Below are 22,232 nucleotides of genomic sequence, written 5' to 3'. Positions count from 1 at the left end.
GCTGTGGATCGACGCCGTACGCCGGCCTCGCGCCACCTAGGGTGGTCGCCGTGGACCTCGATGCCTTCGTGATGGCGCACCACCACGAGTGGGAGCGACTGCGGGTGCTGTCCGAGCGGCGGCGCCTCAGCGGGGACGAGGTCGATGAGCTGCTCGACCTCTACCAGCGCACCGCCACGCACCTGTCGATCGTGCGCTCCGGCGCACCCGACCCCTCGGTCGTGCAGTACCTCTCGACACTCCTGGCACGCACCCGCCAGCGCACCTCCGGCGTACGCACCGTCGGGTGGGCAGACCTCGGCCGGTTCTTCACCGAGTCGTTCCCCGCAGCGCTCTACCGAGCCCGGCGCTGGTGGCTCAGCGTGGCTGCGCTCAACGTGCTGGTCGCGCTGGTCATCGGCGTCTGGGTCGTGCGCAACCCCGGCGTCCAGACCGGGTTCATCCCGCCCGAGCAGGTCGACCAGCTGGTCAACCACGAGTTCGAGGGCTACTACTCCGAGTACGCCGCGCACGACTTCGCAGCCCGCGTCTGGACCAACAACGCCTGGGTGACCGCTCAGTGCATCGTCCTCGGGGTCCTCGGCGTCCCGGTGATCTACGTGCTGTGGCAGAACGTCCTCAACCTCGGCGTCATGGGCGGGCTGCTCGCCGCTCACGACAAGACGTCGTTGTTCTTCGGGCTGATCCTGCCGCACGGACTGCTCGAGCTCACCGCGGTCTTCGTCGCCGGCGGGGTCGGGCTGCGGATCTTCTGGTCCTGGGTCGACCCCGGTCCTCGTACGCGCATGGCAGCGCTCGCGGCCGAGGCGCGGGCCGGGGTCGGCATCGCCCTCGGTCTGGTCGTGGTGCTGTTCGTCACCGGTGTGATCGAGGGGTTCGTGACCCCGTCCGGGCTGCCCACGTGGGTTCGGGTCGGCATCGGCGTGATCGCCGAGATCGCGTTCTTCGCCTACGTGTTCACCCTCGGCAGGTGGGCTGCGCAGCGCGGTGAGACCGGCGACCTCGGTGAGCGCGACCTCGGCGACAGCCTGCCCGTCGCGGTATAGCGTCTACCACAATCGCATCATCGGTCCGCCCAACCCAGTAATCGTTGCACCGACCAAGATGACCACGATGGGAGCAAGATAGACGACCAAGAGAGAACTCCATGGGTTGCTCGCGGTATCGAGAAAATCATGGAGCCAATGGCGCAGTACCTTGGGCAGTCTCCCTGTCGCACGCTCAATTTGAGAAATGCATCGCGATATTCCTACCTTGCGCCTAGCTGGCCCTGCGCGAAGAAGACCCCACCAAGCCAAGTATGTCGTGAGAATGAATCCGAACGTGAGAATCTGCCCCATCGGCTCGTAGATCGTGGCATGCATGACGTCGTCAATATTTCTGCGATTCTTCGCCGCGGACTCGAAGTTCGATTGAACATCGTAGCCAATTACGGCGCCGGCAATCATCGTTGCCACCGCGGCTGAGTATCGGAACAGCCAGGTAATTTTTTGTGAGAGCACTGAGAGCGAAGCGAGGCTTCGAGCTGGAGGCGTGGTTCCAGCAACCCACATGCTTGCAATCCATGGTACTAGGACGTACGCGGAGATCCCGACTCCAAGGATCACCTGCGATCTGGACACCAGGGTGAGGCCGACTATAAGCAGAAGAATCGTGACCGCGAGTCCGCGCGTTGGCCAGATCGCGGCCACAACTTTGCGCTGGGACTCGTACGTCGAGCCGGGTGCGGATAAGAATCCATCGTTCGTTTGGCGATCGTTGATGTCACTGAGGATCTGTGTGGCGTTGGCGCGTAGTGCGTTCCAGGTCGGGTCTTCGACATAGTGAGCAAAAGGGGTGGTGGGGGTGGAGGCGATGAACTGTTTGCATTGGCGCTGGAGGCTGGTCAGCCGTTTCTGGGCTTCGGTGTCGTGAAACCCATGGTTGTCGATTTCGAATCCGCTAACTATGTTGATAGCGGTTCTTGGATCTGGCCAGGTATCGATCGCGTCAAGGCGGCCCGCCGAGATCACTCGAATTGCCTGTAATAGTTGCTTCTCGATCTCGTGGATGTCCATGGTGCCGCCGACGTTAACGCCCAAGGAACGGGACTGCTGCACGAACAGGTGACATCTGATCTGGCTTGCCCGTGAGGGTGGCCTGGAAGGATGTTGCTGTGCCTAAGGCCTACCCCCGAGAGTTTCGTGATGATGTCGTGCGCGTCGCCCGCGGTCGTGAGCCGGGTGTGACGCTGGAGCAGGTCGCCAAGGACTTCGGTGTCCACCCGATGACGTTGAACAAGTGGTTGCGCCAGGCCGCGATCGATGATGGCGACAAGCCGGGCACGACCACGGCTGAGTCTGCTGACCTGCGGGAGGCCAACCGGCGGATACGGCTGCTGGAGCAGGAGAACGAGGTGCTGCGCCGGGCGGCGGCCTACCTGTCTCAGGCGCATCTGCCGGGAAAAGGCTCTACCCGCTCGTGAGTGAGCTGGCCGCTGACGGGATTCCCGTGACGGTCACGTGCCGGGTCCTGAAGCTCCACCGTCAGAAGTATTACGCCTGGCTGGCCAGTCCGGTCACCGGTCGTGAGCTGCAGGCGGCCTACCGGGCCAACGCGTTGTTCGATGCCCACCGTGATGATCCGGAGTTCGGGTACCGGTACTTGCTTGTGGAGGCCGCCGGCGCGGGTGAGGTGATGACGCCGCGCACGGCGTGGCGGTTCTGTTCGGCGAACGCGTGGTGGTCGGTCTTCGGCAAGAAGCGCGGCAGCCACGGCAAGAAGCCCGGGCCACCGGTGCACGATGACCTGCTCGCTGGTCAGGACGAGCACGGTGTGATCCGGCACTCCTTCACCGCCGCCGCGCCGAACCAGGTGTGGCTGACCGACATCACCGAGCACCGCACTGGTGAGGGGAAGCTGTATCTGTGCGCGATCAAGGACGCCTGCTCCGGGCGGATCGTGGGCTACTCCATCAGCGACCGGATGAAGTCCACCCTCGCGGTCGCAGCCCTGGACTCGGCCGTCGCGCGGCGACGCGCGCAGGGTCAGGACGTCACCGGGTGCATCGTGCACTCCGACCGCGGTAGCCAGTTCCGCTCACGCAAGTTCGTGCACGCCTTGAACCAGCACGCGCTGACCGGGTCGATGGGCCGGGTCGGCGCTGCCGGTGACAACGCCGCGATGGAGTCCTTCTTCGCGCTGCTGCAGAAGAACGTCCTGAACCGCCGCACCTGGGACACCCGCGAAGACCTGCGGATCGCGATCATCACCTGGACCGAACGCACCTACCACCGGCGTCGACGCCAAGACCGCCTCGGCCAGTTGACCCCCATCGAGTACGAGACGATCATGACCACGCCAGCCGATCAGGCGGCATGACTACCAACTGTCACCTGTTCGTGCAGCAGTCCCAACGGCTGTTCAGAGCAGCCCCTGGGACTTCAGCAGGAGGTAGTGGTCGGCCAGGCGGACGGGCAGCTGCTCGGGGTCGGCGTCGATGACGGTGACCCCCAGCCGTGAGAGCGCCTCGCTGGTGCGCTCCTTCAGCGCGATGGCACGCTCGGCTGCGGCGGCGTCGTAGGCCTGAGCGGCGTCGGCCCGACGCGCGGCCATGGCGTCGACCGAGGGGTCGGCGACCGAGGCGACGACGACCCGGTGGTGCTGCACCAGGCTCGGCAGCACAGGCAGCAGGCCCTCCTCGATCGCCGCAGGTTCGAGTGGTGTGAGCAGCACGACGAGTGCCCGCCGCCGCGACAACGCGTTGACGGCGCCTGCCAGCCGTGACCAGCTCGCCTCGACGAGGGAGGGCTCCAGGGGCGCCATCGCCGTGACGAGCTCGTGGAGCAGCTGGTTGCGGTCGGTGGCCGAGGTGATGCGTGCGGTGATGCGCCGGTCGCCTGCGAGCAGCTGCACCCGGTCGCCGGCGCGTGAGGCGAGAGCGGCGAGCAGCAGGGCGGCATCCATCGCGGCGTCCAGGCGCGGGACGTCGCCGATGCGTCCGGCGCTCGTGCGCGAGGTGTCGAGGAGGAGCACGATGCGCCGGTCGCGTTCGGGCTGCCACGTCCGGACGACGAGGTGCTGGCGGCGGGCGGTCGCACGCCAGTCGATGCTGCGGACGTCGTCGCCGTCGACGTAGTCACGCAACGAGTCGAACTCGGTGCCCTGACCGCGCGTGCGCACGGCCGAGCGCCCGTCGATCTGGCGCAGCATGGCGAGGCGGCTCGGCAGATGACGGCGTGAGTGGAACGGGGGCAGCGACCGGACGTAGCCGTCGACCGAGCGGGTCCGCTGCCGGGCTGCGACTCCGAGGGGGCCGATGCTGCGGATCGCGACCAGGGACGCGAGGCGGTCGCCGCGGCGGGTCGGCGCCAGCCTCGTGGTGAACCTGCGCTGCTCACCGCCGGGCAGGTCGAGGCGGTGGCGCTCGCCGGTCGCGCCGGCGGAGGGCTGCCACGCATCGCGCAGCACGCCGCGGAACCGCCTCGACGTCGGGTTGCGCACGGTCAGCACCGACTCGGCCGACTCGCCCAGCCGGACCTGCGGGTCCGGCGAGCGCTGGAGGACCAGCCGGTCAGGGCGGACCGCGAGCAGGACGTCGAGACCGATCACGAGCAGCACGAACGCAGCCCACAGCAGCACCGTGGCCGTGCTCGGCCACAGCACCACCGGGACCAGCCCGGACGCCGTCAGCAGGACGGCCCTGCTCGTGATCGCCATCAGCGGGGCACGGGCACCGAGCCGACGGCGGAGTCGAGGACGCTGCCGACGCCGATGCCCTCGAGCTCGGCCTCCGGTCGCAGCGAGAGCCGGTGGGCGAGCGTCGAGTGCACGAGGGCCTTGACGTCGTCAGGCGTGACGAACGCGCGGCCGTTGAGCCACGCCCAGGCCCGCGAGGTCGCCAGCAGCGCGGTCGCGCCTCGAGGCGAGACGCCCAGGGACAGGGACGGTGACTGCCGGGTCGCGCGTGCGATGTCGACGATGTAGGCGGCGACCTCGGGGGAGACCTGCACCTGGCGTACGGCCGTGGCTCCCGCAGCGAGGTCGGCCGGGCCGGCGACCGCCTGGACGCCGGCCGCCCTCAGGTCACGAGGGTCGAACCCGGCGGCGTGCCGCTGCAGGACCTCGAGCTCGTGCTCACGCTGAGGCAGCGGCACGGTGACCTTGAGCAGGAAGCGGTCGAGCTGGGCCTCGGGGAGCGGATAGGTGCCTTCGTACTCGACGGGGTTCTGGGTCGCGGCGACCAGGAACGGGTCGGGCAGCGCACGCGGCTGACCGTCGACCGACACCTGCCGCTCCTCCATCGCCTCCAGCAGCGAGGACTGCGTCTTGGGCGGGGTGCGGTTGATCTCGTCGGCGAGCAGGAGGTTGGTGAAGACCGGACCCGGCCGGAACGCGAAGTCCGACGAGCGGGCGTCGTAGACCAGCGAGCCGGTGATGTCGCCGGGCATCAGGTCGGGGGTGAACTGCACCCGCTTGGTCTCGACCGACAGGGCGGCGGCGACCGAGCGCACGAGCAGCGTCTTGGCGACACCGGGCACGCCCTCCAGCAGCACGTGACCGCGGGCGAGCAGCGCGATGATCATCCCGGTGACGGCGGCGTCCTGCCCGACCACCGCCTTGCCCACCTCGCGGCGGACGGCGAGCAACGACTCGCGGGCCTGGTCGGCCTCGGGCGCGGGGGACGGCGCACCGGCGGGGCGGGCGCCGCCGGCTGGACGGGCACCTTCCGCGGGCGGACCGGCGTACGACGCGTGGTCGGTCATCGGTGTCGGACCTCTCTCTCGAGCTGGCTGAGCTGGCCCGCGAGCGTGACGAGGGCGTCGTCACCGGCGGCGGGTGCGCCGTGGATCAGGTCGTGGATCTCGCCCGGTGCGCGCCCGGTGGAGGCGGCGACGGCGTCGGTGAGGGTCTGCGGTGAGCTGCCGGGGGCGACACCGAGGGAGCGGCTCAGGCGGCGGCGCGTCGCCGAACGGAGCACGGCCGAGGCGCGTCCGGCGTCGCCGGACCTGCGGTAGAGCTGCCCGCGGCTCTCCGTGGTCTCACGGGCGCGGACGACGACGGGCAGGGGCTCGTCGACGAGTCGGCCGAGGCGTCGCCCGCGCAGCACCATGAGCGCAAGGACCGTCACCGCGAGCATCGCGACCGTGGGGGCGAACCAGCGCGGGAAGACCGGCTTGTCGGCGTCGCCCGCCGGGATGTCGGTGGCCGACACGCTCCACCACACCAGGGTCGGTGACTGCCCGAGCGTACGCAGCCCGACGGCTGCGTTGTCGGCGTCGCGGACATCGCTGTTGCGGATCGTCTCGGGTGCGCCGAGCAGGACGACCTCGGCGTGCTCGGCGGTGCGGGGGAGCAGGGCGACGTAGCCGCCCTGGTCGCCGCCGGCGCCGAACCCGCCGCCGGGTCGGAAGCACACCTGGGCGTCGGCGCCGTCGCTCGGGTCGTAGCGCTCGGTGCCGCCCTCGAGGGTGAGACCGCGCGCGAGCGGCGCATCGCACCCTGCGGGGCTGGAGTCACTGAAGCCACCCGACCGACGTGACAACGGTGCGTCGAGTGCACGCAGCGCGGCTCCGCCGGGCGCCACGAGCACCACGCGGTCGGCGCCGCTCGTCGTACGCAGGACATCACGCCACATGGCAGTGGTGACCAGCTGCGCCTGGGTGACGACGACGGTCGTGCCCTGGCCGATCTGCTTGTCCTGCAACGCATCTCGGCTGCGCACTGCCTGGACGTCGACGCCTTGGTCGGCGAGCACGCGCGCCATCGCCTGGCCACCGCTGCGGCTCGGGTTGTCGGGGTCGAGGGGTGTGCCGGACTCGCGTGTGCCGAGCAGCAGCAGCGCCGCGAGGCCGCTGACGACCAGCGCTGCAAGGACGGCCAGGACGACGCGCGGACGGAGGAATCGCCGGGCGCCGGGTCGGGAGGCAGCGGTCACGCGGTCGGTGTCGAGCGCGGTCATGGTGCCCACCGCCCCGGGGCGACCAGCCCGTCGTCGCCCTGCGCAGCCGCGTGCTCCGGGCGGGCGCGAGCCGTCCGGTCGTCGAGCTCACGCATGGCCGTGGACGCCGCGGCGTCGGCGCGACGACCGCCGTAACGCACACCGTCGAAGCTGTCACCCGCCGTACGCAGCGCGCTCGCCTCGGCCGGGAAGAACCCACCGAGCGCGGCCGCCAGCTCGTGAGCCGTGCCACCGGGCCGGTCGTCCAGCAGCGCGCGTTCTTCGCCGCTGCGCACGATCGCGCGGAACCAGTCGAGCAACGCCGCGGAGTGCTCACCCGAGCTGTCCGCAGCAGCGGCCCGGCGACGGTAGTCGGCAGCGGAGAGCCCGGGCTCGTGCAGCACTGCGTCGGTGGCCGGTGCGCCGCGCGCGCGACGGCCGGCGCGCACCCGGGTGGCGGCGTACGCGATCACCGCCAGGAGCAGGGCTGCGGCGACCAGCAGCACGATCTTGCCGATGGTCGACGCTCCCGAGGCGGCCGCCCGGTCGAGCTGCTCGCCGATCCAGTCCATGATGCGCTCGCGCAGGCTGCGACGGTCGCCGTACGGGAGCTTGCGCAGCTCAGCGCGCAGCAGCTCGCGCCCCTGCTCGCCCGAAGGGTCGAGCGGCGGATCGGCGGGAACCGCCAGGCGGACGCACGCGGCCTGCAGGAGCACGACGGACTCAGCCCGGCTGCTGCGACTGGGAAGCCGCGATCAGCGTGACGTCGAGCGCCTCCTTGCGGATGCGCTGGTCGAGGTAGAGCAGACCGGTCACACTCGCGATGAACGGTGCGGTGATCGTATTGATGACGAGACTGACGCCTTGGAGGCCGAGCAGGAAACCGAGGGGTGGCAGCGCGTCGGGGTCGTCCGGACTCATCGTGATCGCGAGTCCGATCGCGAACGGGATCAGCAGGATGGAGGCGATCACCCCGACGACGACCACGGCCAGCAACGAGATGCCGAACACCCGCCACCACTGACCGCGGGTCAGAGCCCACGACCGCTTGAGCGCCGCGATCGGCCCCTGCCGCTCGAGCACGACGCACGCACTCGCGAACGCCCACTTGACCCAGAGGAAGACCACGGCGAGGAGCGCACCGATCAGCCCGACGAGGAGGACGATCACGCCGGCCACCTCGTTGACGAACACGATCAGCAGGACGCCGATCAGGACGACCGACCCGACGAGCAGCGCCAGCGCGAGATAGATCAGCAGGGTCATGCCGATCAGCGGCAGCAGCCGACCCTTGACCCTGCTCCAGGCGCCGCCGATCGACAGCCGCCGCCCGAGGACCGCGTCCGCGAGCACGACCGTGAGCATGCCGGCGAGCACGACGCCGCCGAGCTGCTGCAGCAACGACGTGCCTTGCTGGCTGAGGTTGTAGACCAGATCGCGCGCGATCTCGTTGTCGCCCGGGTCGAGCTGGTCCAGGCCGAGCAGCAGCCCGACTGCCGGCAGAGCGACGACCAGTGAGATCACGAACGACAGCCCGAGAGTGGCGCCGGGGTTGCCGCGGATCGTGCGCACGGCCCCGTCGAAGATGTCACTGAGGGTGAGGGCTCGCAGCGGGATCACGCCGGGGCGGATCGCTGCGAACGGCGCCCAACCGCCGTACGGCCCGCCGGCGTACGGACCGGCGATCGGAGCCGCCGGAGGGTAGGGCTGACCCGGCTGCCCTGCGTACGGGGGCTGCTGGCCGTACGCCGCTGGGTTCTGCCCGTATCCGGTCTGCTGGCCGTACGCCGGTGGGTTCTGCTCGTACGGCGGCCGCTGCTCGGGCGGTGGCGCCTCGTCGCCCGACGGGCTGGTCCAGCTGTTGCTCAAGGGTCCCCCACGCGATGGTTGCGGTCTGGCCGCAACCCTAGCCCGCGTGCGTGGCGCACCGCTGTGCGTCGGCCTCGGCCTGTGGAGGAGTCATCGGCCGGGCACCGAGGGCGGCCTGCTCGGCGACGATCGAGGGTTCGAGCCGGCACAGCCGCAGCCCACGGCGCAGCAGCACCAGCGGCGGTTTGCGGCGCTCGGCGAGGTCACGCAGGAACCGGCGACCGAACGTCACCCAGCGGTTCTGCCGCACGCAGTACGCCGCGGCGAGCAGCCCGCGGTCGGCCAGAGGGCGGGCGGCGTGTGCGGCGAAGATGCCCTCGGCGACCACGATGCGCGCCTCACCCGCGGTGAGGCGCGTCGTACCCGTGACCCGGGACGTCGAGATGTCGTAGTCGGGCAGGTCGACGACGCCGGTGCGGCACAGCTGCTCCAGGGCGTCGACCGCCCGGTCGAGGTCGTAGGAGCCGAGGTGGTCCCAGTCGGGGATGCCCATCTCGAGCATGGGCAGCGTGGGGTCGTCGCCGTCCTTGTAGAAGTCGTCGAGCCGCACGAACGGCCAGCCGTGCCGCTCGCGCAGTCGGTGGGCCAGGCGGGTCTTGCCCGCACCGCTCGGACCCGACAGCAGGATCACCTGCCGGACGGGACCGTCGCGATGCATGGCGGGAGGTGCCGGGTCGTGGTCGTGCGTGGTCACTTGCCCTTGGGGTGCCAGACCGTCTTGGTCTCGAGGTAGGCGCGGATGCGGGACAGGTCGGGCGCGATGCTCCAGTCGGGCTCGACCGCGTCGCCGCCGGCGCCGGCCGGACGCAGGACGCGCTTGAGGTTGTCGGCTGCCTTGACCTCGAGGTCGGCCCAGTCGACGTCGACCGCGTCGGCCGCGCCGGTGAGGTCGATGGCGTTGACGTCGCGGTGCGAGGCGAGCCACGGCGCCATCTCGGCGGTGCGGCCCGAGATCAGGTTGACGACACCACCGGGCACGTCGGAGGTCGCGAGCACCTCACCGAGCGAGATCGCCGGCAACGGACGGTCCTCGCTGGTGATGACCACGACGGTGTTGCCGGTGACGATCGCAGGAGCGATCACCGAGACCAGGCCGAGCAGCGAGCTGCGTTGCGGCGCAAGGACTCCCACGACTCCGGTCGGCTCGGGCGCCGAGATGTCGAAGTACGGCCCGGCGACCGGGTTGAGGCCACCGAGCACCTGCGCGACCTTGTCGGACCACCCGGCGTACCAGACCCAGCGGTCGATGGCCTGGTCGACGACCGTGCCGGCCTGGGCCCTGGTCAGCCCCTCGCCGGCGCTGACCTCGGCCACGAACTGCTCACGCCGACCCTCGAGGACCTCGCCCACGCGGTAGAGGACCTGGCCGCGGTTGTACGCCGTCGCGCCGGCCCACCCCGCCTGTGCCGCGCGAGCCTTGACGACCGCGTCGCGGATGTCCTTGCGCGAGCCCTGGGCCGCGTTGGCGACGAACTTCCCCTGGGCGTCGGTGATCTCGTACGAGCGACCGGACTCGCTGCGCGGGAAGGCGCCCCCGACGTACAGCTTGTAGGTCTTGCGGACGTCGAGCCGCTTCGGCGCGGGCGGTGCGGTGGCCTTGGCGGCCTTCTTGGTCTTGGCGGGGCTCATGCCTCGTCTCCTGTCTGCAGGTACGCCTCGAGGCCGTGCCGGCCACCCTCACGGCCGTAGCCGCTCTCCTTGTAGCCGCCGAACGGCGAGGTCGGGTCGAACCGGTTGAACGTGTTGGCCCACACCACACCGGCCTTGAGCTGGTCGGCCATCCACAGGATGCGCGAGCCCTTCTCGGTCCAGATGCCGGCCGACAGGCCGTAGGGGGTGTTGTTGGCCTTGGCGACGGCTTCCTGGGGCGTGCGGAACGTCAGCACCGACAGGACCGGGCCGAAGATCTCCTCGGTGGCGATGCGGTGCGTCTGCGACACGTCGGTGAAAACCGTTGGTGCGAACCAGAATCCGCGCTCGGGCAGCTCGCACGGGGCGGACCAGCGGGTGGCGCCCTCGGCCTCGCCGGCGTCAGTGAGCTCGCGGATGCGCTGCAGCTGAGCGCTGGAGTTGATGGCGCCGACGTCGGTGTTCTTGTCGAGCGGGTCGCCCAAGCGCAGGGTCTTCATCCGACGCTCGAGGCGGCGTACGACGTCGTCGGCCACCGACTCCTGCACGAGCAGCCGCGAACCGGCGCAGCACACGTGGCCCTGGTTGAAGAAGATGCCGTTGACGATGCCCTCGACGGCCTGGTCGACCGCCGCGTCCTCGAAGACGATGTTGGCGGCCTTGCCGCCGAGCTCGAGCGTGGCGCGCTTGCGGGTGCCGGCGATCGAGCGCGCGATCGCCTTGCCGACGTCGGTCGAACCCGTGAAGGCGATCTTGTCGACACCCGGGTGCTCGACGAGTGCCTGGCCGGTCTCACCGGCGCCGGTGACGATGTTGACGACGCCCGGCGGCAGGTCGGCCTGCTGGCAGATCTCGGCGAACAGCAGGGCGGTCAGTGGCGTGGTCTCGGCCGGCTTCAGCACGACGGTGTTGCCCGTCGCGAGCGCGGGCGCGATCTTCCAGGCCAGCATCAGCAGCGGGAAGTTCCACGGGACGACCTGACCGACGACACCCAGGGGCTTCGGCGGGGGCGAACCGGCAGGCGAGAGGCCGGCGTACTCGAGCTTGTCGGCCCAGCCCGCGTGGTAGAAGAAGTGCGCCGCAGCGGTCGGCACGTCGACGTCGCGCGACTCCTTGATCGGCTTGCCGTTGTCGAGTGTCTCGAGCACGGCCAGCTCGCGAGCCCGCTCCTGCATGATGCGGGCGATCCGGAACAGGTACTTGCCGCGGTCGGCGCCCGACATGCGGCTCCAGACGCGGGTGTACGCCGTGCGCGCGGCCTTGACGGCACGGTCGACGTCGGCGGCGCTCGCCTCGCAGATGTCGGCCAGGTGCTCCTCGGTCGCCGGGTTGATCGTCTTGAACGACCCACCCGTGCCGTCGACGAACTCACCGTTGATGAACAGTCCGTACGAGGACCGCAGGTCGACGACCGCGCGCGACTCGGGGGCGGGGGCGTACTCGAACTTCGCCATGGTTCTTCCTCAGTCGATCGTCACGTAGTCGGGGCCGGAGTAGGCGCCCGTCGCGAGCTTCTGGCGCTGCAGCTGCAGGTCGGTGAGCAGGCTGGACGCGCCGAACCGGAACCACTGCGGCGTCAGCCAGTCGTCGCCGGCGATCTCGTTGACCGTCACGAGGAACTTGACCGCGTCCTTGGTGGTGCGGATGCCGCCGGCGGGCTTGACCCCGATCATCTCGCCGGTCTGCTCACGCCAGTCGCGGACGGCCTCGAGCATGATCAGGGTGACGGGCAGGGTGGCGGCCGGCTGGATCTTGCCGGTGGAGGTCTTGATGAAGTCGGCGCCCGCGAGCATCGCGAGCCACGACGCGCGGCGCACGTTGTCGTAGGTCACGAGCTCGCCGGTCTCGAGGATGACCTTGAGGTGAGCCTGACCGCAGGCCTCCTTCGTGGCGACGATCTCGTCGAACACCTGGCGGTAGCGGCCCGAGAGGAACGCACCGCGGTCGATGACCATGTCGATCTCATCGGCGCCGGCATCGACGGCGTCCTTGGTGTCGGCGACCTTGACCGGCAGGCTCGCGCGGCCCGAGGGGAACGCGGTGGCGACAGCAGCGACGTTGATGTCGGTACCCTTGAGGGCGTCCTTGGCGACGCCGACCATGTCGTTGTAGACGCAGACCGCGGCGACGTGCGGAGTGGTCGGGTCGAGCGGGTCAGGGGTGATCGCCTTGGCGCACAACGAGCGGACCTTGCCCTCGGTGTCGGCGCCCTCGAGCGTGGTGAGGTCGATCATGCTGATGGCGGTGTCGATCGCCCACGCCTTGCTGGTGGTCTTGATCGAACGCGTACTGAGGGCGGCGGCTCGAGCATCGGCGCCGACGTGGTCGACGCCGGGCAGTCCGTGCAGCCAGGTCGTCAAGGAGGCGTTGGTCAGGGCAGACACCCCGAGCAGGTCCCGAGCCCGCGACGTTGCAGTGCTTGTGCTCACCGGGTAACTCTATCCGCATGTCGAGCACCCCAGAGCCAGCCGCGAAGCCGCCCCGCCACGTCTTCCGGCAGATGACTGCGCAGGTCGCGGGGTGGTTCCTGGTGGTCGTCGCCGCAGGCCTCTCACTGCTGTCGCTGCTCGAGGATGCCAATGGCAAGGTCGAGATCCTGCTGTGGTCCGGAGCCGTCGCGCTCATCGCCTGGGTCGTCCTGCTGCGCCCGTCGGTGCAGCTGCGGCAGGACGGTGTGCACATCCACAACCTCGTGCGCGACGTGCACCTGCCCTGGCCTCAGGTCGACGTGCTCGAGAGCCGTTGGAACCTCAAGGTGTTCACGCCCGACGACGACGGCTACTCCGCGTGGGCGATCTCCGCGCAGCGCCCTCGTGCCAGTGCGCCCGAGGGGAGCAAGGCGTCCTTGCTCGGCCCGATGGCTGGCCTGGGACGGATCGCGGGCGGTGCCAACGCCGACGAGGTCGTCCGTCGCGAGCGGCGCGGCTCAGCCGGAGACCTGGCCCAGCAGATCCGGCTCCAGCGTGAGGAGTACGACAAGGCGGTCGGGGAGGGCCTGCTGGAGCCGCAGACCGGGCCGGTCGTCGTACGCCCCGCGGTGCTCGCGATCGCGGCTCTCGTCGCCGCGGTCGCCATGGCCGCCGTGGCCGTCCTCACCTGACCGACCCCTTCACTCAAACCCGTCTGTCCGGCAGTGCATGGCGTGCCGAACAGACGGGTTTCGTACGAGGGCCCGGCGAAGTCTGTCTGTCCGGCAGTGCATGGAGTGCCGGACAGTCAGTCATTGCCGGGCAGCCCGGGCACGGTGAACCACTGTCGGCGTGGTTCCGGTCGGACACCCTGTGCGCAGAGCCGCTGTGCCATGGGCGCTCCAGCGAGCGCGTGGTCCCACCCCCAGCGGGCCACGTTGCGGGGGAGTGCGCGAACTCGGTCCTCGCGGAGCTTCTCCCGGTAGACGATTGCTCGTGCGTCATCGACGGTCGGTGCGTATCTGGACGAGTACTTCGTGTAGCCGTCGAACTCACCGACGCAGCCGTCCCAGTCGAAGTCGACGACACCGATCAGCCCGTCGGCGTCGCGGTGCTCGACCTGCAGTCGGGGGCGGGGAAAGCGCAAGAGGAACATCTGTGCCCGGCTGAGACTCTCGCCCGGTGACTCCGACGCTGGGTCCGCCAGCTCGGCGGCCAGGCGAGCCTGGCCCGAACCCGGCGTGTGCACAGGGAGGAGTCGTGCCTCGCGCTCAAGGTCCTCGCGGGTGCACAGGCCGATGCGCAGTGCGTGGTCCGCAGCGGCGACCGCATCGAGCAGACCGCTGTCGCGCGCGAGGTCGATGATCGTCCGGGCCGCCGATGTCGCCCGCTGGCCGTCGACCTCCTCGGCGCGGGTGTCCTCGTGCTCGTGCCTGACGATGAGGGCTGTGCTGCGAGCCTTTCGGGGGTCCACGACGACGTGCGCTTTGCGTGGCCACGGCGTCACCACGGGCAGGCCCCACAGGACGGCAGCGGACTCATGAGAGAACACGTGCGGACCCGACCGAGCCATCAACGCCGTGGCGTGGACGAACGCGCGGTAGCGCTCGTCCGCCCCCAGCGAGGCCCAGGTGTCAGCGTCGATGCACACGCCGTGGCGCACGACGTGGAACGACGGCGTCCCGTCGCGCGCGCGGCGGGGCTCCACTCCCGTCTGACGCAGCTGGCTGCAGTCATCCACAGGTTCGGGCTCGCGAGACCGATGGCGTACGAAGGCTGTCTGCTCGGCAGTGCATGGAGTGCCGGGTAGACGGGTTTCGTACGAGGGTGCGGCGAAGTCTGTCTGTCCGGCAGTGCATGGAGCGCCGGACAGACGAGATTCGTACGTGGGTCAGCGCTCGTCGACGGTGACGTCGATGGTGTACGAGTCCGCCCGGTAGATGTGGTCGCCGTACTCCACCGGGTTGCCGGCGGCGTCGAACGCGGCCCGCGTCATGGTCAGCACCGGCTCCGAGGGCCGGAGCCCGAGACGCCGTCGTTCGGCGGCTGTGGGACGGCGGGCCCCGATCGTCTGGTGCGCCACGACCGGTCGGACGCCGCGCTCGCGCAGCAGCGCGTAGAGCCCGTCCCGCTCGAGCTGGTCACGCGTCACCGCACCGAGCGCGGGCGGCAACCAGTTGCGCATCAGCGCGAACGGCTGCTCGCCGACGGTCCGCACCCGCGTGATCCGCGTGAGGTCGACGTCGACAGGGACGCCGAGCGCCAGGGCCGCGGTCTCGTCCGGCACCGACCGCAGGTCGAGCACGGTCGTCGACGGCACCTCGCCGCCGCGCTGCAGGTCGTCGTACAGGCTGGTGAGCTCGGCCCGGCGATGGATCTGCCGGTTGGCGACGGTGGTGCCGAGCCCGCGCCGCCGCAGCAGGAGGCCTTGGGCGACCAGGTCCTGGATCGCGCGACGGACGGTCGGCCTGGACAGACCGAGGCGCTGCGCCATTGCCATCTCGTTCTCGAACGGGTCGCCGGGCTGCAGGCGCCCGGACGTCACGGCGTCACGCAGCTGCTCGGCGAGCTGGTGGTAGAGCGGCACGGGTGACCCACGATCGAGAGTCACGGGCACGGGTTCGACCACGCGTCGCAGCGTAGCGCCGAATGTGCGCTCAAAGGCAGGACAAGAGAATGTCAGGACATTTCTTGACACGGGTCCGCCTGGGGGAGAGCCTGGACAGCGGTACGACGGTCGCGCACCGCCGGCACCAACCTCCAGTCTCCCTGCAGCAGAACGGAACTCGCCGATGCGGATCGGTCTTGTCGGAGTCGGTCGGATCGGTGCGTTCCACGCCCGCACCCTGCTGGGGCTGGACGACGTCGACAGCCTCGTGGTCGCGGATGCCGACGATGCGGCCGCCCAGCGCGTGGCCGCTGAGATCGGTGCCGAGCACGCCGGTGACGTCGACGGTCTGCTCGGCTCGGGCATCGACGGCTTCGTGATCGCGGCGGCGACCCCCGCGCACGCCGAGCTGCTGCGACAGGGGATCGCGGCCGGCGTACCCACGTTCTGCGAGAAACCCGTCGCGCGCACGCTGGACGAGACGCTCGAGCTCGCTCGTCTCGAGGCCGAGAGCAGCACGCCGGTGCACATCGGCTTCCAGCGGCGCTTCGACGCGGGCTACCAGCGGGTGCGTGACGCGATCGCCGCCGACGAGCTCGGGTTCGTGCACACGATCCGCGCCAACACCCACGACCAGACCCCGCCGCACGCGTCGTACATCCCGACGAGCGGCGGCATCTTCCGCGACTGCAACGTGCACGACTTCGACGCGATCCGGTTCGTGACGGGCCAGGAGGTCGAGTCGGCGTACGCCACGGGCGGCAACAAGGGTGAGCAGTTCTTCGTCGACGCGGGCGACGTCGACTCCGGCGCCGCGCTGCTGCGTCTCGTCGACGGCACGACCTGCCTGGTGTCGTCGACGCGCTACAACGGTGCGGGCCACGACGTGCGCCTGGAGGCGATGGGCAGCAAGGGCACACTCACGGCCGGTCTCGACGACTCGCTGGCGATGCGATCGGCCGAGGAGGGCGTGACGTTCCCGCCGGGGCCGGGGCACGCGACGTTCATGGACCGCTTCCAGCCGGCCTACGTCGCCGAGCTCACGGCGTTCGCCGCGGTGGCGCGCGGTGAGACGCCGTCGCCGTGCACGGTGGCCGATGCGCTGCAGGCGTTCCGTACGGCCGAGGCGTGCGACCGGTCGTGGCGTGAGGGCCGGGTCGTGCCGCTCGCGGAGGTCGCGGACCTGTGACCGGGCTCCTCGACCGCGTCGCGGCCGCCCCTATCTCGTGGGGCGTGTCGGAGGTCGAGGGGTGGGGTGTGCAGCTGCCCGTCGACCAGGTGCTCGGCGCCATCCGCGAGGTCGGTCTCACGGCCACCGAGCTGGGCCCGACCGGATTCCTCGACGCCGATCCTCGCGCGCAGCTGGACCGCTTCGGGCTGCGAGCCGTGGCGCAGTTCCTCCCCGTGGTGATCCACGACGAGACGCACGACCCGCGGGCCGAGTTCGACCGCACCGCAACGGCTTTGAGCGTCAGCGGTGGTACGACGGTCGTGCTCGCCGCCTCCACCGGGCAACAGGGGTACGACGACCGGCCGGCCTGGACGGAGCCCGCCTGGGAGCGTGCACTCGGGCTGCTCGACGACCTGGTCGCGCGTGGTCGTGACGCCGGGCTCGACGTCGTGCTCCACCCGCACGTCGGCACGATGATCGAGTCGGACGCCGAGGTGCGGCGGGTCCTCGACGGATCGGCCGCACCGCTGTGCCTGGACACCGGGCATCTGCTCATCGGTGGGAGCGACCCGGTGCGACTGGCCGAGCAGCACGCCGCGCGGATCGCCCACGTCCACCTCAAGGACGTCCGTCAGGACCTGCTAGACCGGGTGGTCGACGGTTCGCTCGCGTACGGCGAGGCGGTCGAGCAGGGCATCTACGTGCCGCTCGGCGAGGGCGCGGTCGACATCGGGCGGATCGTCGAATCCCTTGAGCAGCAGGGGTACTCGGGCTGGTACGCGCTGGAGCAGGACCGAGTCATGGCGGATGACGACGCGGCACCTGCGACCGCCGACGTACGAGCGAGCCGCGGGTGGCTCGCGGCCGGTGAACGTGGAGCCAGGCCGTGACCGGCGCGTACGACCTGATCGCCATGGGGCGGGTCGGTGTCGACATCTATCCGCTCCAGCACCGGGTGCCGTTGGAGGAGGTGCGGACGTTCGAGAAGTTCCTCGGCGGGAGCGCCACCAACGTGACGGTGGCTGCGGCGCGGCACGGCCGGCGTACGGCAGTGATCACGCGCACCGGAGACGACGCGTTCGGTCGCTACGTGCACCGTGAGCTGCGACGGCTGGGTGTCGACGACGTGTTCGTGTCGGCCGTCGACGGACCTCCCACGCCGGTGACGTTCTGCGAGGTGTTCCCTCCGGACGACTTCCCGTTGTGGTTCTACCGCTACCCGACGGCACCTGACCTCATGATCGAGCCGAACACGTTGCCGTTGAACGCGATTCGTGAGGCCACGATCTTCTGGGCCACCGTGACCGGACTCAGCCAGGAGCCGAGCCGCGCCGCCCACCACGCCGCGTGGGACGCGCGCGGGCGGCGGGCGCACACCGTGCTCGACCTCGACTATCGACCGATGTTCTGGGCAGATCCTGCAGCCGCGCGACGCGAGGTCGACGCGGCGCTCGACCACGTCACGGTGGCCGTCGGCAACCGCGAGGAGTGCGAGGTCGCCACGGGTGAGACCGACGCCGACAGAGCCGCCGACGCGCTCCTCGCGCGAGGGCTCGACCTGGCGGTCGTCAAGCGCGGCCCGGCCGGTGTGCTCGCGGCGACCCCTGACGAGCGGGTCGACCTGCCGGCGTTCCCGGTCGAGGTCCTCAACGGCCTCGGTGCGGGCGATGCGTTCGGCGGGGCGCTGTGTCACGGTCTGCTGGCCGAGTGGCCGCTGGCGCGGACGCTGCGGTTCGCCAACGTCGCCGGTGCCATCGTCGCGTCGAGGCTGGAGTGCTCGACGGCGATGCCGACCACGGACGAGGTCGACGCGGCGTCGTCGAGAGGGCGAGTCGCATGACGCTCGATCCGTTGCAAATCAACGAGATCCGGGCCACCGACCCGGGTCGGGTCGCAGATTCCTGGGCCGCCAGGCGACGTCGTCCTCTGCTCGCTGACGACGGTCGCCTGCTGCTGGTCGCTGCCGACCACCCGGCACGCAATGCGCTCGGGGTGCGTGACCAGCCGATGGCGATGGCCAGCCGCACCGACCTCCTGGGACGGCTGCAGGTCGCCCTGGCGGTGCCCGGCGTCGACGGCGTTCTCGGCAGCCCCGACGTGCTCGAGGACCTGCTGCTGCTCGGTGCGCTCGACGGCAAGGTCGCGATCGGGTCGATGAACCGCGGCGGCCTCCAGGGCGCGGTTTTCGAGGCCGACGACCGCTACACGGCGTACGACCCCGAGACCCTCGACCGCCTGGGGCTCGACGGCGGCAAGGCCCTGATGCGCGTGTGCCTGGACGAGCCCGGCACGGCCGCGACGCTCGAGGCGACCGGTCACGCCGTCAGCGCACTCGCCGAGCGGCGCCTGCCGATGATGATCGAACCGTTCCTGTCCCGCTTCGAGGACGACCGGATGGTCAACCAGCTCGACACCGACTCAGTCGTGAGATCGGTGGTCGTCGCGAGCGGTCTCGGTGCGACGAGCGCGTACACCTGGCTCAAGCTGCCCGTCGTCGACAACATGGCGCGCGTCATGGACGCCACCACGCTGCCGACGCTGCTGCTCGGTGGCGACCCGCACGAGGCCCCGGAGCAGACGTACGCCGCGTGGGCCGATGCGCTCACCCTCCCGTCGGTGCGGGGGCTCGTCGTCGGACGCGCCCTGCTGTACCCACTCGACGGAGACGTCGGCGCGGCAGTGCGTACGGCGGTCGAGCTCGTGCACGGAGGTGACAGATGACAGGCCTCGGACGAGACAACGCTCGTTGGGTTCTGCCGCTGGGTTCGACTGCGGCTGAAGGGTTCTCGGTCGTCGTGGACATCAGCCACGACGGCTGGCAGCACACCGGGCTCCACGTGGCCGACCTGGTTCCCGGGCGACCGGTCACGGTCGAGCTGGCAGGGAGGGAGGCGGTCGTCGTACCCCTGGCAGGCGGCGTGCACGTCGCGTGGTCCGGTGGCGCGGCGTACGACCTCGTCGGGCGGCCGTCGGTGTTCGCCGGGCCCACCGATGTCGCGTACCTGCCCGCGGGCGGGAGTCTGACGCTCACGGCGACGGACGCGGCACGTGTGGCGGTGTGCACGGCCAGGGTGCGTACGCCGGGTCGGCGTTCTCCGAGACACATCGCTGCCGCAGCCGTGCCGGTCGAGCTGCGGGGCGCTGGTCAGGCGAGCCGGGAGGTCCGCAACTTCGGCACGCCCGACGTGCTCGACGCCGACCGGATCATCGCGTGCGAGGTGCTGACGCCTGCCGGCAACTGGAGCTCCTACCCGCCGCACAAGCACGACGAGGAGCGTGCCGGTGCTGAGACCGAGCTCGAGGAGATCTACTACTTCGAGGTCGACCACATCGCCGGACCGGAAGGCGCGGATCCCGTTGCTTACCAACGGGTCTACGGCACGGAGGATCGGCCGATCGATGTGCTGGCAGAGGTGCGGACCGGAGACGTCGTGCTCGTACCCCACGGCTGGCACGGGCCGGCGACAGCGCCGCCCGGCTACGACCTGTACTACCTCAATGTGATGGCCGGCCCGGGTGCAGAGCGTGCCTGGCTGATCTGCGACGACCCGGCGCACGGCTGGGTGCGCGACACCTGGGAGGGGCAGACGATGGACCCACGGCTCCCGTTCGGGGATGAGACTCGATGAGGCTCACGGTGGGGCAGGCGGTCGTGCGGTTCCTCGGGCAGCAGCTGACCGAGCGTGACGGCGAGCTGCACCCGGCGTTCGCGGGGTGTCTCGGCATCTTCGGGCACGGCAACGTCGCCGGGCTCGGGCAGGCCCTGCTGCAGGACGAACGCACCGGTGTGCCGGCGCTGCCCTACGTCCTCGCGCGCAACGAGCAGGCGATGGTGCACACCGCCACGGCGTACGCCCGCGCCAGCAACCGGCTGCGCATGTGGGCGTGCACCGCCTCGGTCGGTCCCGGCTCGACCAACATGGTCACGGGCGCTGCGCTCGCCACGGTCAACCGGCTGCCCGTGCTGCTGCTGCCGTCAGGGACCTTTGCGACCCGCGCGACCGGCAGCGTGCTGCAGCAGCTGGAGTTGCCGGTCGCCGGCGACGTCACGGTCAACGACGCGCTGCGTCCGGTGTCGCGCTGGTTCGACCGGGTGAGCCGACCTGAGCAGCTGGCTGACGCGCTGATGCAGGCGATGCGCGTGCTGACCGACCCGGTCGAGACCGGCGCCGTCACGATCGCGCTGCCCCAGGACGTGCAGGCGCAGGCCCACGACTTCCCGGACGACCTGTTCGACGAGCGCGTCTGGCACATCGCCCGCCCGCCGGCCGAGCCGTCGCAGGTCGCGGCGACCGCCGATCTGATCCGCAACGCGCAGCGGCCGCTCGTCGTTGCCGGCGGGGGAGTGCACTACAGCGGTGCCGAGGACGCCCTGGCCGCCTTCTGCGAGGCCACCGGCATCGCGGTCGGCGAGACGCAGGCCGGCAAGGGCTCACTTGTCCACGGCCACCCGCAGCTGCTCGGCGCGATCGGATCGACCGGTACGACGGCCGCCAACGCCTTCGCGCGTGACGCCGACCTGGTCATCGGTGTCGGCACGAGGTGGTCCGACTTCACCACCGCGTCGCGAACGGCCTTCCAGGACAACGGAGTTCGCTTCATCAACATCAACGTCGGCCGCTTCGACGCGGGCAAGCACGCCGGTCTCGCACTCGTCGGCGACGCCCGCGAGGCCCTCACCGCACTCACGGCGCAGCTCGACGGCCACCGCACCGACGCGTCGTACACCGAGCGCATCGGTCGCGAGTGGCAGCAGTGGGACGAGCACGTCGAGGCGATCCATCACCCACCGGCCGAGGTCACCGACCAGCTCGCGGACGGCGTGCTCACCCAGGGCCAGGTGCTCGGCGCGGTCAACGAGCACAGCGACCCGCGGGACGTCGTCGTGTGCGCGGCGGGGTCGATGCCGGGCGACCTGCACCAGCTCTGGCGCGTACGCGACCGCGGCGGCTACCACGTCGAGTACGGCTACTCGTGCATGGGCTACGAGATCCCGGGCGGTATCGGCGTCCGCCTCGCCCAGCCCGACCGCGACGTGTTCGTGCTCGTCGGGGACGGGTCGTACCTCATGATGCCGAGCGAGCTGGTCGTCGCGGTCCAGGAGCGGGTCAAGATCGTCGTCGTGATCGTGCAGAACCACGGGTTCGGCTCGATCGGCGCGCTGTCGGAGTCGCTGGGATCGCAACGTTTCGGGACGCAGTACCGCTACCGCAGCGACGACGGCCGCCTCGACGGCCCGCACCTGCCCGTCGACCTCGCGGCCAACGCGCGCAGCCTCGGAGCCCACGTCGTCGAGGTCGCCTCGGTCGAGGAGCTGCACACCGCGATCCGAGAGGCGAAGGCCGCACCGCGCGACTTCGGCCCGTTCGTCATCCACGTCGAGACCGACCCGAGTGCGCCCGGGCCCGACAACGGCGCGTGGTGGGACGTCCCTGTCGCCGAGGTGAGCGACCTGGACACCACGCGGACGGCGTACGACGACTACGTCGACCACCGCAAGGCGCAACGCCCGCTGCTCGCCCCGACCCGGTCCGGCGTGGATCCTGCGCGCAGCGCCCGGACTCGGCAGACTGGGGCCGACATGTGACTCGCCCCGGCTCGTCGTCGCGCCGACCTTCGGCGTGATGC

The 22,232-nt window shown here is 70.5% G+C and carries 21 protein-coding genes; 9 read left to right on the top strand and 12 right to left on the bottom strand.

Annotated elements, in window-relative coordinates:
* Window positions 1-50: 50 nt before the first annotated feature.
* Window positions 51-1,046, top strand: coding sequence for a stage II sporulation protein M (locus VV01_RS12830; RefSeq protein ID WP_050671913.1), 996 nt, complete (start codon window positions 51-53; stop codon window positions 1,044-1,046).
* A 3-nt stretch (window positions 1,047-1,049) separates the two neighbouring features.
* Here the strand turns inward: VV01_RS12830 and VV01_RS23350 are convergent, their stop codons facing one another.
* Entirely contained in the window at window positions 1,050-2,057 is a 1,008-nt protein-coding gene (locus VV01_RS23350; RefSeq protein ID WP_157508831.1) for a hypothetical protein, read from the bottom strand.
* Window positions 2,058-2,155: 98 nt separating this feature from the next.
* Between VV01_RS23350 and VV01_RS12820 the strand changes: the two genes are divergently transcribed.
* Window positions 2,156-3,360 (top strand): IS3 family transposase gene (locus VV01_RS12820; protein ID WP_157508830.1). Its coding sequence is split into 2 segments (ribosomal slippage): window positions 2,156-2,440 and window positions 2,443-3,360, totalling 1,203 coding nucleotides; the frame shifts between segments, so codons are not numbered across the junction.
* A 42-nt stretch (window positions 3,361-3,402) separates the two neighbouring features.
* On the opposite strand, the gene VV01_RS12815 is transcribed toward VV01_RS12820, so the two are convergent.
* Genes VV01_RS12815 through deoC form a run of 9 tightly spaced genes read right to left on the bottom strand, consistent with a single transcriptional unit; the run spans window position 3,403 to window position 12,846 of the window.
* Complete coding sequence (locus VV01_RS12815) at window positions 3,403-4,698, bottom strand: DUF58 domain-containing protein (RefSeq protein ID WP_050670229.1); 1,296 nt, start codon at window positions 4,696-4,698, stop codon at window positions 3,403-3,405.
* Window positions 4,698-5,744 carry an AAA family ATPase gene (locus VV01_RS12810; RefSeq protein ID WP_050670228.1) on the bottom strand — a complete coding sequence of 349 codons (1,047 nt, stop codon included), beginning with the start codon at window positions 5,742-5,744 and terminating at the stop codon, window positions 4,698-4,700. The genes VV01_RS12815 and VV01_RS12810 overlap by 1 nt, the downstream gene beginning before the upstream one ends.
* Window positions 5,741-6,940: a DUF4350 domain-containing protein gene (locus tag VV01_RS12805; RefSeq protein ID WP_157508829.1), complete on the bottom strand. Its 1,200-nt coding sequence runs from the start codon at window positions 6,938-6,940 to the stop codon at window positions 5,741-5,743. The genes VV01_RS12810 and VV01_RS12805 overlap by 4 nt, the downstream gene beginning before the upstream one ends.
* The gene (locus VV01_RS12800; RefSeq protein WP_050670226.1) at window positions 6,937-7,635 is read right to left on the bottom strand and encodes a DUF4129 domain-containing protein; all 699 of its coding nucleotides are present in this window, start codon (window positions 7,633-7,635) and stop codon (window positions 6,937-6,939) included. The genes VV01_RS12805 and VV01_RS12800 overlap by 4 nt, the downstream gene beginning before the upstream one ends.
* A 7-nt stretch (window positions 7,636-7,642) precedes the next feature.
* Window positions 7,643-8,788 (bottom strand): DUF7847 domain-containing protein, encoded by a 1,146-nt coding sequence (locus tag VV01_RS12795; RefSeq protein ID WP_050670225.1) that lies wholly within the window; start codon window positions 8,786-8,788, stop codon window positions 7,643-7,645.
* Window positions 8,789-8,825: 37 nt separating this feature from the next.
* Window positions 8,826-9,419 (bottom strand): uridine kinase family protein, encoded by a 594-nt coding sequence (locus VV01_RS12790; RefSeq protein ID WP_231635227.1) that lies wholly within the window; start codon window positions 9,417-9,419, stop codon window positions 8,826-8,828.
* Between the two features lie 59 nt (window positions 9,420-9,478).
* Complete coding sequence (locus VV01_RS12785; protein ID WP_050670224.1) at window positions 9,479-10,417, bottom strand: aldehyde dehydrogenase family protein; 939 nt, start codon at window positions 10,415-10,417, stop codon at window positions 9,479-9,481.
* The gene (locus tag VV01_RS12780; protein WP_050670223.1) at window positions 10,414-11,871 is read right to left on the bottom strand and encodes an aldehyde dehydrogenase family protein; all 1,458 of its coding nucleotides are present in this window, start codon (window positions 11,869-11,871) and stop codon (window positions 10,414-10,416) included. The genes VV01_RS12785 and VV01_RS12780 overlap by 4 nt, the downstream gene beginning before the upstream one ends.
* Before the next feature lie 9 nt (window positions 11,872-11,880).
* Entirely contained in the window at window positions 11,881-12,846 is a 966-nt protein-coding gene (gene deoC / locus VV01_RS12775) for a deoxyribose-phosphate aldolase (RefSeq protein ID WP_050670222.1), read from the bottom strand.
* Between the two features lie 17 nt (window positions 12,847-12,863).
* Between deoC and VV01_RS12770 the strand changes: the two genes are divergently transcribed.
* A complete protein-coding gene (locus VV01_RS12770) occupies window positions 12,864-13,517 on the top strand; it encodes a PH domain-containing protein (protein WP_157508828.1) in 654 nt (217 codons plus the stop codon).
* 116 nt (window positions 13,518-13,633) lie between these two features.
* Here the strand turns inward: VV01_RS12770 and VV01_RS12765 are convergent, their stop codons facing one another.
* Together VV01_RS12765 and VV01_RS12760 are read right to left on the bottom strand one after the other, a co-directional pair.
* Window positions 13,634-14,566 (bottom strand): hypothetical protein, encoded by a 933-nt coding sequence (locus VV01_RS12765; RefSeq protein ID WP_157508827.1) that lies wholly within the window; start codon window positions 14,564-14,566, stop codon window positions 13,634-13,636.
* A 150-nt stretch (window positions 14,567-14,716) separates the two neighbouring features.
* Window positions 14,717-15,454, bottom strand: a complete 738-nt coding sequence (locus VV01_RS12760; RefSeq protein WP_050670219.1) for a GntR family transcriptional regulator — start codon at window positions 15,452-15,454, stop codon at window positions 14,717-14,719.
* Window positions 15,455-15,617: 163 nt separating this feature from the next.
* Between VV01_RS12760 and VV01_RS12755 the strand changes: the two genes are divergently transcribed.
* Genes VV01_RS12755 through iolD form a run of 6 tightly spaced genes read left to right on the top strand, consistent with a single transcriptional unit; the run spans window position 15,618 to window position 22,191 of the window.
* Window positions 15,618-16,622 (top strand): Gfo/Idh/MocA family protein, encoded by a 1,005-nt coding sequence (locus VV01_RS12755; RefSeq protein ID WP_050670218.1) that lies wholly within the window; start codon window positions 15,618-15,620, stop codon window positions 16,620-16,622.
* Window positions 16,619-17,494, top strand: coding sequence for a TIM barrel protein (locus VV01_RS12750; protein ID WP_050670217.1), 876 nt, complete (start codon window positions 16,619-16,621; stop codon window positions 17,492-17,494). The genes VV01_RS12755 and VV01_RS12750 overlap by 4 nt, the downstream gene beginning before the upstream one ends.
* Window positions 17,495-17,517: 23 nt before the next feature.
* A complete protein-coding gene (gene iolC, locus VV01_RS12745; protein WP_050671911.1) occupies window positions 17,518-18,444 on the top strand; it encodes a 5-dehydro-2-deoxygluconokinase in 927 nt (308 codons plus the stop codon).
* Window positions 18,441-19,325, top strand: coding sequence for a Cgl0159 family (beta/alpha)8-fold protein (locus tag VV01_RS12740; RefSeq protein ID WP_050671910.1), 885 nt, complete (start codon window positions 18,441-18,443; stop codon window positions 19,323-19,325). Before iolC ends, VV01_RS12740 begins: the two co-directional genes overlap by 4 nt.
* Window positions 19,322-20,233, top strand: a complete 912-nt coding sequence (iolB, locus tag VV01_RS12735; RefSeq protein ID WP_050670216.1) for a 5-deoxy-glucuronate isomerase — start codon at window positions 19,322-19,324, stop codon at window positions 20,231-20,233. The genes VV01_RS12740 and iolB overlap by 4 nt, the downstream gene beginning before the upstream one ends.
* On the top strand, window positions 20,230-22,191 hold the full coding sequence (gene iolD, locus VV01_RS12730) for a 3D-(3,5/4)-trihydroxycyclohexane-1,2-dione acylhydrolase (decyclizing) (RefSeq protein WP_050670215.1): 1,962 nt from the start codon (window positions 20,230-20,232) through the stop codon (window positions 22,189-22,191). The genes iolB and iolD overlap by 4 nt, the downstream gene beginning before the upstream one ends.
* The last annotated feature ends 41 nt before the right edge of the window (window positions 22,192-22,232 follow it).

It is taken from the genome of Luteipulveratus halotolerans (genome assembly GCF_001247745.1).
GTDB lineage: Bacteria > Actinomycetota > Actinomycetes > Actinomycetales > Dermatophilaceae > Luteipulveratus > Luteipulveratus halotolerans.
The sequence above is the reverse complement of the archived record's forward strand: the minus strand, read 5'-3'. Positions and strand labels throughout refer to the sequence as shown.